Here is a 14,897-nt window from a genome sequence, read left to right as displayed (position 1 = left end):
TTACCGCGCACCCCTGCGGAGCGCGGGGCAGCCGTGCGACGGCCTGCTCCCCGTCCCGGAGCGGGCCGCCGCACGAGTCGTGGAGGCCGGCGTCAGGCGTCGGGCTTGGCGGTGAGGAGCGCGAGGGCTTCGGCGATCGACGCCTCGGCGGCGGCCTTGTCGAGGCCGAGGCCGGTGAGCAGGCCCTGGCCGGCCTCGTGTTCCAGCAGCGCGAGCAGGAGGTGCTCGGTGCCGACGTAGTTGTGGCCGAGGCGCAGGGCCTCGCGCATGGTGAGTTCGAGTGCCTTCTTGGCGCCGGCGTCGTACGGGACGAGTTCGGGCGCGTCCTCGACGGCGGGGGGCAGGGCGGCGCGGGCGGCGTCGCGGACGGTGTCGAGGGTGACGCCCTGGGAGGTGATGAAGGCGGCGCCGAGGCCCTCGGGTTCGGTGAGCAGGCCGAGCACCAGGTGCTCGGTGCGGACCTCGGCGTTGCCGGCCTCCTTGGCGGCCTGGTGCGCGGCCATCACGACGTTGCGGGCGCGCGGGGTGAAGCGGTTGAAGCCCTGGCTGGTGTCGAGGTCGCTGACCTCGCCGGGCGCCTTGGGGACGAAGCGCTTCTGGGCGGCCTGCCGGGTGACGCCCATGCTGTGGCCGATGTCGGTCCAGGACGCGCCGGAGCGGCGGGCCTGGTCGACGAAGTGGCCGATGAGGTGGTCGGCGATCTCGCCGAGGTGGTCGGCGACCAGGACGGCGCTCGACAGCTGGTCCAGCGCGTCGGGGTACGACTTCTTGATGCCCTCGATCAGGTCGTCGAGCCGGATCGAGTGGTTCGCTCCAGTGGTGTCAGCCATGAGGCAACCCTAGGTTGACACCCCTCCACTGTCAACCTTCGGTTGACACCATGCCCGACCACCTGACTACTCCTCAGTAGCGCTGTTTCGGACGCGTTCACCGACGGGCCGGTCACCGTCTTGTCGCGCGCCGCCGAACCGGAGTTGACTGCACGGCAGTTGGCTACACAACCTCTGCCGTCGACCCTCCCCGGAGTCCCCATGCCGCAGCCCCGCGCCCACCGCACCGCCCGGCTGACCGCCGCCCTCGGCACCGCCGCCGCCCTGCTGGCCGCGCCGCTGAGCACCGCGCACGCCGAAGCCGCTCCGCTCACCGCGCCCGCGCTGGACGTCCTGACCTACAACACCTTCCTGATGAGCACCTCGCTCTACCCGAACTGGGGCCAGTCCTCCCGGGCCCAGGCCATCGCGGGCGCGGACTTCTTCCAGGGCCACGACGTGGTGGTGCTGCAGGAGGCCTTCGACAACTCCTCCTCCGACGCGCTGGTCGCCAAGGCCTCCGGCGCGTACCCGTACCACACCCCGGTGGTGGGCCGTTCGACCAGCGGCTGGGACGCCACCGCGGGCAGCTACAGCTCGACCACGCCCGAGGACGGCGGGGTGGTGCTGCTCAGCAAGTGGCCGATCCTGCGCAAGGAGCAGTACGTCTTCAAGGACGCGTGCGGCTCCGACTGGTGGTCCAACAAGGGGTTCGTCTACGCGCAGATCAACGTCAACGGGCTGCGCACGCACGTGGTCGGCACCCACCTGCAGTCCACCGACTCCGGGTGCGCGAGCGGCGAGGCGGCGGACATCCGCGGCCGGCAGCTGCGCGCGATGAAGGCGTTCCTGGACGCCAAGCAGATCCCGGCGAACGAGCCGATCGTGCTGGCCGGCGACCTCAACGTGGACTCGCACGGCGGCGAGTACCCGTCGATGCTCGCCAACGGCAACCTGGCCCCGGCCACCACCCGCACCGGCTGGGCGAACTCCTTCGACACCGTCGACAACTCGATCGCCGCCTACCGCTACCCGGGCGAGCCGAAGGAGGACCTCGACTACGTCCTCTACCGCGCCGACCACGCCCGGCCGCAGCAGTACACCAACACCGTGCACCGCTTCCACAGTGCGCCGTGGACGGTCAGCAGCTGGGGCAAGTCGTACACCTACACCGACCTCTCGGACCACTACCCGCTGATCGCGGGCTGAGCCCGGGCACGACGACGGGCGCCCGCCCGGAGGGCTTCCTCCGGGCGGGCGCCCACGGCGCTGCGGCTACTTGCGGGGCTGGGCGAAGCGGACCATGTTGCCGGCCGGGTCGCGGAACGCGCAGTCGCGCACGCCGTACGGCTGGTCCATCGGCTCCTGGAGCACGTCGGCCCCGGCGGAGCGGATCTGCTCGAAGGTCGCGTCGCAGTCCTCGGTACGGAAGTTGACGGCGCGCAGCAGGCCCTTGGCGAGCAGTTCGGCGGCGGCCTGGCGGTCGGCGTCGGTGGCGCCCGGGTCGGCGACCGGCGGCTCCAGCACGACCTCCACGTCGGGCTGGGTGGGCGAGCCGAGGGTGACCCAGCGCATCCCCTCGAAGCCGACGTCGTTGCGCACCTCGAGCCCGAGGGCGTCGCGGTAGAAGCCGAGGGCCGCCTCGTGGTCGTCGACGGCGATGAAGCACTGCGAGAGCGTGATGTCCATGCCCCCGACGCTACTGACCGGCGCCCGCTTCCGCTTCTCCGTTCCTGATCGGCTCCCCGTCGGGCGTGTCCACCCCGGTGGGACGGCCGGTGTAGCTGCCGCGGATCGGCCGGGTGAGGTACTTGGCGACGCAGGCGGTGATGTGCTCGCTGGCACTGTGGTCGCGGGCCCGGTAGGAGCTGGGGCTCTCCCCGACCAGTTCGGTGAAGCGGGTGCTGAAGGAGCCGAGCGACGTACAGCCGACGGCCATGCAGACGTCGGTCACCGACAGGTCGCCGCGGCGCAGCAGCGTCTTGGCCCGCTCGATCCGACGGGTCATCAGGTAGCTGTACGGGGTCTCGCCGTACGCGGCGCGGAAGCTGCGCTGGAAGTGGCCGACCGACATCAGGGCGACCTGAGCCAGCGCCGCGACGTCCAGCGGTTCCGCGTAGTCGCGGTCCATGGTGTCGCGGGCCTTGCGGAGCCGTTTCAGGTCCTCGATCTGCACACGTCCAGGGTAGTCGCCCGGGCCGACGGTCGACGGGTTCCGCCCGCGCTCCCCGCCCACCCCGACGGGTCGATCATCCGCTGATCGTTCGTCATACCGCCTTCGCGGCAGGTGATTCACCCGGCAGACGGGTGCGTCGGACGCCGGGGCGCCCGCGTCCCGCTGCTAGCTTGCTGTCACGCGAGGGAGCACGGTGGAGTGGCCGCGGAGCGAGCCGCCACCTCCTCGCGCCGTTCGCCGCGCGCACGCCGTAAGGGCGCTGCCTCTGGATGGAGTGTCCGGTGCCGATCGCCACCGTCAACCCGGCCGACGGCCGGACCGTCGAGACCTTCGAGCCGCTGGACGCCGCGGCCGTCGAACAGCGCCTGGCGCGGGCCGAGGCCGCGTTCGTCCAGTGGCGGCTGACCTCGTTCGCGCAGCGCGCCGCGCTGATGCACCGCGCCGCCGACCTCCTGGACGAGCGGAACGAGCAGGTCGCCCGGACCATGACGCTGGAGATGGGCAAGACGCTCGTCTCGGCCCGGGCCGAGGCCGCGAAGTGCGCCAAGTCGATGCGCTGGTACGCCGACCACGCGGAGCGGCTGCTGGCCGACGAGCACCCGGACCCGGCGGACGTGGCGGACTCGGGCGGCGCGTCGGCGTACGTGCGGTACCGGCCGCTCGGTCCGGTGCTGGCGGTGATGCCGTGGAACTTCCCGTTCTGGCAGGTGGTGCGGTTCGCCGCGCCGGCCCTGATGGCGGGCAACGTCGGGCTCCTGAAGCACGCCTCGAACGTGCCGCGCACGGCGCTGGCGCTGGAGGAGCTGTTCAGCCGGGCCGGGTTCCCGGCGGGCTGCTTCCAGACCCTGCTGATCGGCTCGGGCGCCGTCGAGTCGGTGATCCGCGACGCCCGGGTGGCGGCGGTGACGCTGACCGGCAGCGAGGGCGCGGGCCGCTCGGTGGCGGCGGTGGCCGGCGACGAGGTGAAGAAAACGGTGCTGGAACTGGGCGGCAGCGACCCGTTCCTGGTGCTGCCCTCCGCGGACCTGCCCGCGGCGATCGCCCGCGCGGTGACCGCCCGGGTGCAGAACAACGGGCAGTCCTGCATCGCGGCGAAGCGCTTCATCGTCCACGCGGACGTCTACGACCGGTTCCTCGCGGGCTTCACCGCGTCGATGCGCGCCCTGACCGTCGGCGACCCGGCGGCCGAGACCACCGACGTCGGCCCGATCGCCACCGCGCAGGGCCGCGCCGACCTCGAGGCCCTGGTGGCGGACGCCGTGAAGCTGGGCGCGATCGCCGAGTGCGGCGGCGCCCGCCCCGACGACCCGGCCCTCGCCGACGGCTGGTTCTACCTCCCGACCGTGCTCTCCGGCGTCACCCCGCGGATGCGGATCCACCACGAGGAGGCCTTCGGCCCGGTCGCCACGGTCTACCGCGCCGCCGACCTCGACGAGGCCCTCGCCATCGCCAACGACTCCCCCTACGGCCTGAGTTCGAACGTCTGGACCACCGACGAGGCGGACCGCGAGCGCTGCGTCCGCGACCTCCAGGCCGGCGGCGTCTTCTTCAACGGCATGACCGCCTCCCACCCCGCCTTCCCCTTCGGCGGCGTCAAGCGCTCCGGCTACGGCCGCGAGCTGTCCGGCCACGGCATCCGCGAGTTCTGCAACATCACCACGGTGTGGAACGGGAGCTGACGCTCCACCAGGCGGGCCGGCGTCGGTCGGGAAAACCCCTTGCGTAATGGTCAAGAAGTGTTGACCATTGACCCGTGCCTACCGATGATGTTCCCGAGACGCTCCACGTCACCACGGACGAGCAGCTACGCGCCGTCTCCAATCTGACCCGCCACCGGATCATGGCCGTGCTCCGCTTCGAGCCCGCGACGATCACGCAGATCGCCGAGCGCGTGGGCCTGGCGAAGGGGAGTTCCAGCTACCACGTCCGGCTGCTCGAACGGGCCGGCCTGGTGAAGGTGGTGCGGACGCGCAAGGTCCGGGGGGTCACCGAGCGGTACTACGCGATGGCCGCGCGGTCCATCGTGCTGCCGGATCCGGGCGAGGGTGGGCCGGATGTGCTGATGCGGCACGCGGTGGCGGACCTGGAGGCGGCGCCAGCCGACGGCGAGCGGCACGTCCGGATGGCGCACCTCCGGCTCACCGACGAGCAGTTCGCCGAGCTGGGGGCGCGGCTGCAGGCCCTGGCGGACGAGTACCGGGAGCTGTCCGACCCGGCGCTCCCCGACGCGTCGCTCGTCTTCGCGCTGTTCCACCCGGCAGCGCTCCAGCAGATCGAGGGGGAATCCAAGTGACCTCGGACGTACAGAAGTTGCCGACCGGGTTCGGGCGGCTGTGGACCGCCCAGACGGTGTCCTCGCTCGGTGACGGGGTGTCACATGCCGCGCTGCCGCTGCTCGCGTTGACGTTGACGCGCGATCCGCTGGCGCTCGCCGTCGTCACGGCCGCCGGGACGCTGCCGTGGCTGCTCTTCGGGGTGCTCGGCGGTGCGCTGGTGGACCGCTGGGACCGCAGGCGCACGATGTGGGTCATGGACGCGGCGCGTGCGGTGCTGCTCGCGATACCGGCGGCGGCGGCCGCACTCGACGTGCTGAGCATTCCGCTGCTCGCGGCCGTCGCCTTCCTCCTCGGCCTCGGCGGGCTCTTCTTCGACACGGCAGCCACGGCCTACCTGCCGGACCTGCTCGGCCGCGACCCTGCGCTCCTGGAGCGCGCCAACTCCCGCCTGCGCGGCACCCAGACCGCCGCGTCCGGCTTCGCCGGACCGCCCGCGGGCAGTGCCCTGCTCGCGCTCGGACGGGCGGTTCCGCTGCTCGCCGACGCGCTCTCGTTCGCGGCCTCCGCGCTGCTCGTCCGCTCGCTGCCCGCCGCACCGCGGCCCGTCCCGCAGGCGCGCGAGTCGCTGCTGCGGCAGGCGCGGGCCGGCGCCTCGTACGTGTTCCGGGACCAGCTGCTGCTCGGGCTCGCGCTGCGTCCGGCGGTCGGGAACGTCGCCTTCCTCGCCGTGGAGACGGTGCTGGCCCTCTTCGCGCACGATCGTCTCGGCGTCGAGGCCTTCGGCTTCGGCCTGCTCCTCACCGCGGAGGCCACCGGCGGCCTGCTCGGCGCGGGCATCGCCTCCTTCCTCAGCCGGCGGCTCGGCACCGGCACCGCACTGACCTGCACGGCCGCGGTCGAGGGACTCGCCATCCTGGGCCTCGCCGCCGCCCCGAACGCGTACCTGGCCGGACTCGCGCTCGCCGTCTGCGGCGCGGGCATGGGCGCCACGATGGTGCTCGGCCCCTCCCTCCGGCAGGCGATCGTCCCCGCCCACCTGATGGGCCGGGTCGCCTCCACCTCCCGGATGCTCGCCATGTGCGCCGCACCGTTCGGCGCCTTCCTCGGCGGCTGGCTGGCCACCACTTACGACGTACGTACCCCGCTCTACACCGCCGCCGGGCTGCTCCTGACCATGACCGCCATCACCGCGACCATGACCGGCAACCGCCGGGTCGAGGCGGCACTGCGGGCCGCCGCCCCCGCCGATCACTCAGCTCAGCCGGCCCCCGTCCCGGAGCCTGCCGTCCAGGGCTCCTGAGCCGACCGGCTCACTCCCCCTCGCCCGCGGCCAGGTGGTAGTACACCGTCCCCGCGGGCCAGGGGCCGTGCTCGGTGACCTCCCAGTGGACGACGACGTCCTGCACGTCCACCGGGCCGAGCGCCTCGATGGAGTCCGCGAGTCGCCGCAGCAACGCCGGCACGTCGTCGCACCCCGGCCCGGCCGGGTTCGCCTGGGAGAAGTGGTGCACGGTCGAAACGCCGCGGCGTGCTGCTGCTCATACGCCGATCCTAGGAAACCCGCCCGCCGGCCCCGCGCAGGCGCAACGGCCCGTCAGCTACTCCGCGGCGGCGGGCCGTTCGCCCTCGGCGGGCTCGAGCACGCTCAGGCGGTACGTCGTCGGGTACACGAGTCGTCCGCAGAGCACGTCCAACCGCAGCTTCGACTCGTCGTCGTACCGGCGCTCCGCCCGCAGGCGGTGGACGTGGGCCGGCCACTCGGCGTAGTCCTGGGTCTCGAAGACCACCTGCCAGGGGCCGTTGCGGTACTCGGCGTACCTCGCCGCGTGCTCCTGGCGGGCCTCCTGCCGGCGACGCTTGCGTTTCCTCTGACCGGGCACGGGTGCCACCTTCGCAGCCCGGCGGGCGCGGGACAACCGGGTTCGGGAGTCCGGGGGTCAGGCGGGACGCACCTGGTGCGGGTGGGCGGCTTCGTGGCGGCCCCAGAACTGGGCGACGAAGGCGACGATGGTGACGGCCCAGACCACGGAGAACGGGATCAGCAGCCAGAGCTGGCTGATCTGGGCGGCGACGGCGCCGAGGCCGAGGGAGAGGGCGAGCAGGAAGACCAGGGAGGAGTTGTGCTTGGCGGTGATCCAGGCGTAGAAGCGCCGCATCGGGCCCGGGCGCGGCGTACCGGCGGTCACGGACATCGCTTTCACCTCCGCAGAGTTCAGCTTCTGTTCGAGTATCCCGCTGGTCAGCGACCCCGGCAGCCCGGGTAGCATCACGGCGGGGCGCCGTGTCGACGGCGGACGGCGACACCGCGGCCAACGGGTGCGCCGGGCAAGGCACGTGGGGGTGGGGGATGTCGGTGCGCTCGGGGCTGCGCGGCTTGGCGCGGCTGGCGGCGGAACTGCCGGACGGGGCGGAGCTGTACCGGCTGCGGCCGGACGGGCGGGTGCTGCGCGCGGACCGCGAGGGTGCGCGCGAGCTGGGGCCGCAGGACCCGGACGCCGAGCTGCTGCGTTTCATCGACGACCGGCAGTACGCGCACTACCTGGTCGGGGACGCCCGGACCTCGCCGGAGCGGCCGTCCAACGCCACCTACAAGCTGGGCCTGGTCGCGCCGCACAGCGCGTTCACGCCGCACGCGCACGGCGGCGAGCACCTGGTGCTGGCGCTCGGACCGGCGGCCTGCGGGCTGTACGACGAGCAGCGGCGGCGGGTGGTGCAGGTGGCGCTGGCGCCGGGGACGCTGATCCGGATCCCCGAGCTGATGCCGCACTCCTTCGCGAACCGGGGCGGCGACCGGCTGGCGATCCTGGCGGCGAACACCGGCTACGGCATCGACCACGAGGACTACGCGATCACGGCGGCCGCGGCCGAGCACCGCGGCGATCACGAACTGGCCGCCGCCCTAAGGGAGGTGACGGCCCGGCAGCGACCGGGTACGGTCACCGCGCGGGAGCGGCTGGCCAACCGGCTGCACCGTCTCGCCACCGCGCTGGAGGACGCCCGATGATCTGCCCGCACTGCGCCCGCGACCTCAAGCAGAAGGAACGCACCGGCCACGTCTGCTCCCTCTGCCACCGCGAGTTCGCCCTGGATCCGAAGGTCGAACCCGGCCGGCTGCACGACCGGAAGCTGCGCGAACTGGCCGGGAAGCTCACCGAGGGTGGCCTGACCGTCACTGTCGAGCAGCTGTACTGGGCCAACGAGCGCCGCCTGTACCGCTACCCGAGCGCGTCGGAGCGGCAGGGCAAGCTGTCCACGGCGGTGACCCTGGCGGTCCTGGCGGCGCTGGCGCTCGTGCTCGGGCTGGCCGTCGGCCTGCCGCTGGTGGTGCCGCTGGCGTTCGTCGCGGTGGTCCTCACCACGCTGTCGGTGCGGAACCTCAAGCGCGCCCGCACCCTGCGCCCGGACTACCCGATGAGGCCGTGGGTCTCTCCGGACGCGTTCCGTGACCAGGTGCTCGGCCGCTGGCGGCAGGTGCACCGGGAGCTTCCGCCGCAGGTGGTGGAGCACGTGGCGCCGCGCGGGAAGCCGGGCCTGGTGAAGCCGCGCGCCGCGGTGCTGTGCAAGCCGGCCGAGGTGCGGATGTTCCTGCAGGCCAACGACTTCGAGGCGCGGCAGTCGGTGCTGCTGGTGGAGCACGAGCGAGAGGTCCCGGACGGCGTGCCGGTGGTCGTGCTGCGCGACCTGTCCCTGGCCGGGCTGGCCGAGGTGCTCGACGCGCGGGCCGCGTTCCCCGGGCGGCGGGTGGTGGACGCGGGCCTGCCGCCGCGTGCGGTGCTGCCCCCGGCCAAGGCGATCCGGCAGCGCGACGACCACGGCCGGGTGATCGACCGGGTGGCCGCCGCACCGGCCTTCCAGCGGCTCACCGAGCAGGAACGCGCGTGGCTGCTCGGCGGCTGGCACTCCCGGCTGATCACCCTGCCGCCCGCGAAGCTGATGGCGCTGGCGAGGAAGGGCGTGGAGCGCGCCCTGGCGCCCGCCCCGGTGGTCGAGGAGTCGCCCGCCGCGACCCGCCGCCGCGCCGAGCAGGTCGGCTTCCTCACCTGGCCGGAGGCGATCCCCTCCCAGCGCCCCGCCGCCGACGCCCCGACGGCCCCCCGCACGGACGGCCGCGCATGAGCCGCCGCGCCGGCCGGCGCCCGGGCCGAGTGCCAGGGACGGCCCCGTCCGTCCCACCAGCTCCGCTGACCCCGGCCGCGGGCCCGCGGGATGCGGCGATACCGGCGGTGGCCGGATGACCGCGATCACCGACCGGCTGGTCGACCGGGCCGTGCGCGCGGCCGCCGAGCGCTGCGCCCGCCCGGGCGGCCGGATCGCCTTCACCGCACGCCAGTTGTACTACGAGACCAACCGGGTGCTGGCGCCGCTGCACCGCGGCCCGCGCCGCCTCGACTACACCGTCCGCCCGCTGCTCGGCGCCGAGCGCTTCGCCGCCTCGCTCGCCCGGCAGCCCGGCCTTCCGGTGCTGCCGGAGACCGCCGTCCCGGGGCCGCACCGCCCGGGGCCGGAGGGCGACCTGTACGACTACGCCTTCCCCCGGCTGCTGGTCTGCCAGGACCCGGCGATCACCGGGATGCTGCTGGCCAACCGGCTGCACCTGGAAGGCGCCTGTCCGATCGTCACCCCGGACCGGCTCCCGCTGGACCCGCGGCTGCTGGCCGCGCTGGAGCGGGCCGGGGACGCGGTGGTGCACGTGCTGCACGACGCCTCGCCGACCGGGGTCGAGCTGTTCCTGCGGGTGCGCGAACACGCCGGGCCGACGCTGCGGGTGCGCACCATGGGCGTGCTGCCGCGGCACGCCCGGGCCCTGCACCTGACCGCGCTGCGCGGCCGACCCCGGTGCGACGAGACCGGGTTGCCCGCCGAACTGCCCGCCGCCGAACGGGCCTGGCTGGCCGACGGGCGGGTCGCCGAGGTGGCGGCGATCCGCCCGGCCCGGCTGCTGCGCACCGCGCTGCGCACCGTCCGGGGCGGCGGCTTCGCCCCGCCCGCCCGCCCGGCCGCGCCCACCCGGGCCCGCGACACCGGCTTCCTGACCTGGCCGACGCCCTGACCTCCGAGGACTCTGGACGATGACGCAGCCACCCGAAATCACGTACAGCGACGAGCTGTTGGCCGACGGCACGGCACACCGCCGGTACTCCGACGGCCGCAGCGAGTGGCGTCGGCGCGACCCGGACGGCCGGATCCACTGGCGCGACGACCGGGGCGACTCCGGTACCGACGAGCGCCTCGGCAGCGACCTGATCAAGCGGGTGCACGCCGACGGCCGGACCGGCTACGGCCGGGACGTCGGCTACGGGCGCACGGTGTGGGGACAGGGCCAGTACGTGCTGGTCAACCGCAGCTCCTTCCCGGGCCGACTCGGCGTGGTGCTCGGCGCACTGGGCCTCGGCGCGGGCATCGCGGCCGCCCAGTTCGCGCCGGAGCTGCTCTCCGAGGACGAGGAGGAGGAGCTGCGCCGCCAGGCCGCGGAGCGCGTCAACCGCTCGACCGACGGCAGTGGCGGGGACGGCGGTGGCGGCGACGGTTTCGCCGACTCCTCGGACTTCGACGATGACCGCGAGGCAGACCAGAGCAGTTGGGACAGTGACGACTTTGGCTGAGCCGCACTCCGCGACCCTGGCCTCCCCCAGCCCGGCCGCCGCCGCGCACCGCCCGGCCCGCTACCTGGTCAGCGCGCTGCCCGCCGCTACCCGGCCCGGTCCCGAACCCGGCCTGGTGGCAGGGCCGTTCACCGCCGCCGGGCAGAGCGTCTCGGCGGCGCTGCTGGCCGACCGGCCCGGCTTCGCCACCGGTCCGTTCACCGTCGACGGCCGCACCGCCGTCGGCGAGGTGACGCTGCACAACCGGCCCGAGCTGCTGGCCGCCCTCGCCGCCGCCGGCCGCCCGGCCGAACCGTCCTGCCCGGACGGCGAGTTGCTACTGCGCTGCTGGCTGGCGCTGGGCCCGGCGGGGCTGCTCGCCGCGGACGGCATGTTCACCCTGGCGATCCTGGACGGCGCCGAGCTGCTGCTGGTGCGCGACCACGTCGGCGCCCGCACCGCCTTCTACGCCCGGACCCGGCACGGCGGTTGGGTGGCCGCCAGCTCGCTGCGGGCGCTGCGCGAGCGGTCCGACGTGGACACCGGCCTCGACCTGGCGGCGGTCCGCTCCTTCCTCACCTTCGCCTACCTGCCGGGCACCGAGACCCTGCTGCGCGGGGTCTGCGAACTGCGGCCCGGCCGGGTGACCCGGCTGTGTCCGGACGGCAGCGTCCGCGAGGAGCCGTACTGGGAGCCCACCGCCCAGCCAACGCCCGATGATCTGACGGACCGTCACCACACCGACCGCCTGCGGGAGTTGCTGGAGCAGGCGGTGGCCCGTCGGCTGCCGGAGGGCGAGGACGTCGCGGTGCTGCTCTCGGGCGGCGTGGACAGCTCGCTGGTGACGGCGCTCGCCGCCCGGCTGCACGACCGCCCGGTGCACACCTACTCGATCAGCTTCGGCTTCGAACTGCCCAACGAGCTGGGCTACTCGGGCCTGGTGGCAGCGCACTGCGGCACCCGGCACCGGGTGCTGACGGTACCGGGCGAGCAGGTCGCGGCGCGGCTCGCCGACACCGTGGCGCTGCTGGACAGCCCGGTCGGCGACCCGTTGACCGTCCCCAACCTGATGCTCGCCGAGGCGGTGGCCGGCGACGGCCTGTCCGTGTCGTTGAACGGCGAGGGCGGCGACCCGGTGTTCGGCGGTCCGAAGAACCTGGCGATGCTGGTCTTCGAACTGCTCCGCGAGGACGCCGGGGACCTGGCCCGTGCCGACGCCTACCTGCACACCTACCGCAAGTGCTACGAGGACCTGTCGGTCCTGCTGACGCCGGACGCGCTGGCCGCCCTCGACGGCGCCCCGCACCCCCGCCGGCACGTCGAGCCGTACCTGACCGGTCGCCGGATGCCGACCCTGCTGGACCAGTTGCTGCTGTGCAACCTGCGCACCAAGGGCGCCCACCACATCCTCACCAAGGTGGAACGGCTGACCGCCTCGCAGGCCGTCCAGGGCCGCTCCCCGCTGTTCGACCGGCGGGTGGTGGACCACGCCTTCGCCACCCCGCCGCGGCTCAAGCTGTCCGGTGCCGAGGAGAAGTGGGTGCTCAAGGAGGCGGTGCGCGACCTGCTGCCGGACACCGTCACCTACCGTCCGAAGAGCGGCATGCGGGTGCCCGTCCAGCAGTGGCTGCGCGGGCCGCTCAGCGAGCTCGCCGCGGACCTGCTGCTCGGGCCGACCGCCCGGGCCCGCGGCCTGTTCCGGGCCGACACCGTGGAGACCTGGATGCGCGGCGGCGGTCTGCTGCTGCCCCGCCAGGGCGGCAAGCTCTGGCTCCTGCTCACCCTCGAACTCTGGCTGCGCGCCTACGACTTGTGACCGTCGACGGGCCGCGACACCCGGCGACCCCCGTACCACCTGGAGCACCCGCATGGACCTGATCGACCCCCGCACCGGCGACGTCCGAGGCTCGCAGCAGCCTGCCGGCCCAGCTGAGACGGCGGCCGCCGTCGCCGCCGCCCGCGCCGCGCAGCCCGGCTGGGCCGCGCTCACCCCGCGCGAGCGGCACCGCCGGCTGGCCGCGCTCGCCGAGCTGATCGAGCGGCACGCGGAGCAGTACCTGGCCGCGGAGTGCGCCGGCACCGGCAAGCCCGCCGCCGAGGCGGCCGGGGAGATCGCCGAGGTCGCCGACCTGTTCCGGTTCTACGGCGGCGCCGTGCGGGCCGGCACCGCCCCCGCCGCCGGGGAGTACCTGGCGGGGCACCAGAGCTGGGTGCGCTGGGATCCGGTCGGCGTGGTCGCCGCCGTCGTGCCGTGGAACTACCCGCTGCTGATGGCGGGTTGGCGCTGCGCGCCGGCGCTGGCGGCCGGCAACACGGTGGTGCTCAAGCCCGCCGAGACCACCCCCGACAGCGCCCTGCTGCTCGCCGCGCACGCCGAACAGGCCCTTGGCACCGGCGTGTTGACCGCGCTGCCGGGCGACCGCGGCACCGGGCGGCTGCTGGTCGAGGCCGGCTGCGACCTGGTCGCCTTCACCGGCAGCCCGACCGGCGGCGCCGACGTCGCCGCCCGGGCCGGCCTCACCCCCGTCAGCCTCGAACTCGGCGGCAACAGCCCGGTACTGGTGCTGCCCGACGCGCCCGCCGACACCTGGCAGCAGCTCGCCGCCGCCTGCACCTACAACGCCGGCCAGAGCTGCGCCGCCCCCGCCCGGGTGATCGTCCTCGACCCGGCGTACGACGAAGCGGTCGCCGCGCTCACCGCCGCGATGGCCGAGCGGCAGGCCGGCCGGGACTTCGGCCCGCTCAACAACCCCGACCAGGCGGCCCGTTACGACCGGATCGTGGCCGCCAGCGCGGCGAAGACGTCGCTCGCCGCGCCCGGCCGCACCGACGGCCTGTGGCGGCCCGCCCGGGTCCTCGCCGACCTGCCCGCCGACGACCCGGCCGTGGTGGAGGAGGTGTTCGGCCCGCTGCTCACCGTCCAGCGCGCCGCCGACCTCGACGAGGCGGTGGCCCTCGCCGAGTCCGTCCCGCAGGCGCTGGCCGCGAGCGTCTGGACCACCGACCTGTCCACCGGTCTCGCGCTCAGCGCCCGGCTCTCGGCCGGCGAGGTCTGGCTCAACTGCCACCTCGCCCAGTCCGCCGAACTCCCGCACAGCGGCCGCCGCGGCTCCGGCGCCGGCACCGACCTCTCCACCCTCGCCCTACGCGACTACCAGCGCCCCAAGACCGTCACCGCCCGCCTGCTCTGACGCCCCGTCGCTGCTGGTGCGGGCGCCTCGCGCTGCGCGTCCGCGCGTCCGCACGCAGCAGGATCAGCCGGATGAACGGGAACGCGACAACCGGCTCGGCCCCGGCCGGACGACGGCGCGGCCGAGGGGCAGGTGCAGGCGGACGAGCCGCCGCTCTGCCACGACCCGTTCGGCGACTGGGACCGTTGGGATCGGCTGCAGTCCCTGGCTCGCCGACCGGCGGCTGCTGCTGGTGCGGGCGCTGAGCCCGGGTCAGGGTCGGGTGGGGCCGCGGTAGGGGAGGGTCTGGCGGTAGACGACGCTGGTGGTGGTGCTGCCGAGGCCGGCGAGTTCGTCCATCAGGGTCTCCAGGTGCTCCATGGAGGTCGCCGCCACCTTCAGGGTGTAGCAGTCGTCGCCGGTGGTGCGCAGGCACTCCAGGATCTCCCGGCGTTCCTCGAGCAGCCGGCGCAGCGGCTGGTGCCGGTTGCCGGGGTACTTCAGCCGGACGACGGCGAGGACGGGGTAGCCGACCTTGGTCAGGTCGAGCACAGCCTGGTAGCCGGTGATGACGCCCTGCGCCTCCAGGTTCCGCACCCGTTCGGTGGTGGCCGAGGAGCTGAGGTTCACCCGCCGTCCGAGTTCGCTGAGCGAGGTGCGGGCCTCGCGCTGCAGCTCCCCGATGATCGCCCAGTCGACGTCGTCCAGATTCACGGCCATGGCACGATCCCTAAGAATGTGAGGCGGTCCGGGAGGACCGGGTATGGCTGATGGCGCGTTGCCCTTGAGGGCTCGGAAGGAATGGCCGCCCGGTCCTCCGGGACGCTCCGACCACTGATTGAGAACTGCGGTCATCGCTGGTTAGGGACCTGTCGGCGGAGTGT

At 74.1% G+C, this 14,897-nt stretch carries 17 protein-coding genes; 10 read left to right on the top strand and 7 right to left on the bottom strand.

The features are described from left to right. Positions 1–92 precede the first annotated feature (92 nt). Positions 93–830, bottom strand: a complete 738-nt coding sequence (locus tag ACWD4U_RS10745) for a Clp protease N-terminal domain-containing protein (protein WP_363459093.1) — start codon at positions 828–830, stop codon at positions 93–95. Positions 831–1,031: 201 nt separating this feature from the next. Here ACWD4U_RS10745 and sph point away from each other — a divergent pair, with 201 nt between their 5' ends. Beyond that, positions 1,032–2,018, top strand: a complete 987-nt coding sequence (gene sph / locus ACWD4U_RS10740; protein WP_363459091.1) for a sphingomyelin phosphodiesterase — start codon at positions 1,032–1,034, stop codon at positions 2,016–2,018. A 66-nt stretch (positions 2,019–2,084) separates the two neighbouring features. Here the strand turns inward: sph and ACWD4U_RS10735 are convergent, their stop codons facing one another. Next, the gene (locus tag ACWD4U_RS10735; protein WP_363459089.1) at positions 2,085–2,498 is read right to left on the bottom strand and encodes a VOC family protein; all 414 of its coding nucleotides are present in this window, start codon (positions 2,496–2,498) and stop codon (positions 2,085–2,087) included. A 10-nt stretch (positions 2,499–2,508) separates the two neighbouring features. Then, entirely contained in the window at positions 2,509–2,940 is a 432-nt protein-coding gene (locus ACWD4U_RS10730) for a helix-turn-helix transcriptional regulator (RefSeq protein WP_363459189.1), read from the bottom strand. Between the two features lie 326 nt (positions 2,941–3,266). On the opposite strand from ACWD4U_RS10730, the gene ACWD4U_RS10725 reads away from it, so the two are divergent. The 3 genes from ACWD4U_RS10725 (at position 3,267) to ACWD4U_RS10715 (ending at position 6,561) form a co-directional block, all read left to right on the top strand. Further along, the gene (locus ACWD4U_RS10725) at positions 3,267–4,664 is read left to right on the top strand and encodes an NADP-dependent succinic semialdehyde dehydrogenase (RefSeq protein ID WP_449787162.1); all 1,398 of its coding nucleotides are present in this window, start codon (positions 3,267–3,269) and stop codon (positions 4,662–4,664) included. Between the two features lie 74 nt (positions 4,665–4,738). Then, positions 4,739–5,278 carry an ArsR/SmtB family transcription factor gene (locus ACWD4U_RS10720; protein WP_363461985.1) on the top strand — a complete coding sequence of 180 codons (540 nt, stop codon included), beginning with the start codon at positions 4,739–4,741 and terminating at the stop codon, positions 5,276–5,278. Continuing rightward, entirely contained in the window at positions 5,275–6,561 is a 1,287-nt protein-coding gene (locus ACWD4U_RS10715; RefSeq protein WP_363461987.1) for an MFS transporter, read from the top strand. Before ACWD4U_RS10720 ends, ACWD4U_RS10715 begins: the two co-directional genes overlap by 4 nt. A 10-nt stretch (positions 6,562–6,571) precedes the next feature. Here the strand turns inward: ACWD4U_RS10715 and ACWD4U_RS10710 are convergent, their stop codons facing one another. The 3 genes from ACWD4U_RS10710 to ACWD4U_RS10700 form a co-directional block, all read right to left on the bottom strand. Beyond that, complete coding sequence (locus ACWD4U_RS10710; RefSeq protein ID WP_363461989.1) at positions 6,572–6,772, bottom strand: hypothetical protein; 201 nt, start codon at positions 6,770–6,772, stop codon at positions 6,572–6,574. Positions 6,773–6,859: 87 nt separating this feature from the next. Continuing rightward, a complete protein-coding gene (locus tag ACWD4U_RS10705) occupies positions 6,860–7,141 on the bottom strand; it encodes a hypothetical protein (protein ID WP_363461991.1) in 282 nt (93 codons plus the stop codon). Positions 7,142–7,198: 57 nt separating this feature from the next. Further along, a complete protein-coding gene (locus ACWD4U_RS10700) occupies positions 7,199–7,453 on the bottom strand; it encodes a hypothetical protein (protein WP_363461993.1) in 255 nt (84 codons plus the stop codon). Positions 7,454–7,608: 155 nt separating this feature from the next. Between ACWD4U_RS10700 and ACWD4U_RS10695 the strand changes: the two genes are divergently transcribed. The 6 genes from ACWD4U_RS10695 to ACWD4U_RS10670 all read left to right on the top strand — a co-directional run bounded on the left by ACWD4U_RS10695 (position 7,609) and on the right by ACWD4U_RS10670 (position 14,034). Further along, complete coding sequence (locus ACWD4U_RS10695) at positions 7,609–8,265, top strand: cupin domain-containing protein (RefSeq protein WP_363461995.1); 657 nt, start codon at positions 7,609–7,611, stop codon at positions 8,263–8,265. Further along, a complete protein-coding gene (locus ACWD4U_RS10690) occupies positions 8,262–9,377 on the top strand; it encodes a hypothetical protein (RefSeq protein ID WP_363461997.1) in 1,116 nt (371 codons plus the stop codon). The genes ACWD4U_RS10695 and ACWD4U_RS10690 overlap by 4 nt, the downstream gene beginning before the upstream one ends. A 115-nt stretch (positions 9,378–9,492) precedes the next feature. Further along, positions 9,493–10,311: a hypothetical protein gene (locus tag ACWD4U_RS10685; protein ID WP_363461999.1), complete on the top strand. Its 819-nt coding sequence runs from the start codon at positions 9,493–9,495 to the stop codon at positions 10,309–10,311. Between the two features lie 19 nt (positions 10,312–10,330). Beyond that, positions 10,331–10,864, top strand: coding sequence for a hypothetical protein (locus ACWD4U_RS10680; protein ID WP_363462001.1), 534 nt, complete (start codon positions 10,331–10,333; stop codon positions 10,862–10,864). Beyond that, positions 10,857–12,659 (top strand): asparagine synthetase B family protein, encoded by a 1,803-nt coding sequence (locus tag ACWD4U_RS10675; protein WP_363462003.1) that lies wholly within the window; start codon positions 10,857–10,859, stop codon positions 12,657–12,659. The genes ACWD4U_RS10680 and ACWD4U_RS10675 overlap by 8 nt, the downstream gene beginning before the upstream one ends. A gap of 52 nt (positions 12,660–12,711) precedes the next feature. Continuing rightward, positions 12,712–14,034, top strand: a complete 1,323-nt coding sequence (locus tag ACWD4U_RS10670) for an aldehyde dehydrogenase family protein (protein ID WP_363462005.1) — start codon at positions 12,712–12,714, stop codon at positions 14,032–14,034. A 252-nt stretch (positions 14,035–14,286) separates the two neighbouring features. Here the strand turns inward: ACWD4U_RS10670 and ACWD4U_RS10665 are convergent, their stop codons facing one another. After that, a complete protein-coding gene (locus ACWD4U_RS10665; protein WP_363462007.1) occupies positions 14,287–14,733 on the bottom strand; it encodes an Lrp/AsnC family transcriptional regulator in 447 nt (148 codons plus the stop codon). Positions 14,734–14,897 lie beyond the last annotated feature (164 nt).

This window comes from Kitasatospora sp. NPDC002522 (assembly GCF_053595195.1).
The sequence above is the reverse complement of the archived record's forward strand: the minus strand, read 5'-3'. Positions and strand labels throughout refer to the sequence as shown.

Bases quoted from the DNA above. Each gene is read 5' to 3' on its own strand.
- ACWD4U_RS10685 (WP_363461999.1), top strand. From the start codon at position 9,493: ATGACCGCGATCACCGACCGGCTGGTCGACCGGGCCGTGCGCGCGGCC.
- ACWD4U_RS10730 (WP_363459189.1), bottom strand. From the start codon at position 2,940: ATGGACCGCGACTACGCGGAACCGCTGGACGTCGCGGCGCTGGCTCAG.
- ACWD4U_RS10670 (WP_363462005.1), top strand. From the start codon at position 12,712: ATGGACCTGATCGACCCCCGCACCGGCGACGTCCGAGGCTCGCAGCAG.
- ACWD4U_RS10665 (WP_363462007.1), bottom strand. From the start codon at position 14,733: ATGGCCGTGAATCTGGACGACGTCGACTGGGCGATCATCGGGGAGCTG.
- ACWD4U_RS10735 (WP_363459089.1), bottom strand. From the start codon at position 2,498: ATGGACATCACGCTCTCGCAGTGCTTCATCGCCGTCGACGACCACGAG.
- ACWD4U_RS10745 (WP_363459093.1), bottom strand. From the start codon at position 830: ATGGCTGACACCACTGGAGCGAACCACTCGATCCGGCTCGACGACCTG.
- sph (WP_363459091.1), top strand. From the start codon at position 1,032: ATGCCGCAGCCCCGCGCCCACCGCACCGCCCGGCTGACCGCCGCCCTC.
- ACWD4U_RS10690 (WP_363461997.1), top strand. From the start codon at position 8,262: ATGATCTGCCCGCACTGCGCCCGCGACCTCAAGCAGAAGGAACGCACC.
- ACWD4U_RS10680 (WP_363462001.1), top strand. From the start codon at position 10,331: ATGACGCAGCCACCCGAAATCACGTACAGCGACGAGCTGTTGGCCGAC.
- ACWD4U_RS10695 (WP_363461995.1), top strand. From the start codon at position 7,609: ATGTCGGTGCGCTCGGGGCTGCGCGGCTTGGCGCGGCTGGCGGCGGAA.
- ACWD4U_RS10700 (WP_363461993.1), bottom strand. From the start codon at position 7,453: ATGTCCGTGACCGCCGGTACGCCGCGCCCGGGCCCGATGCGGCGCTTC.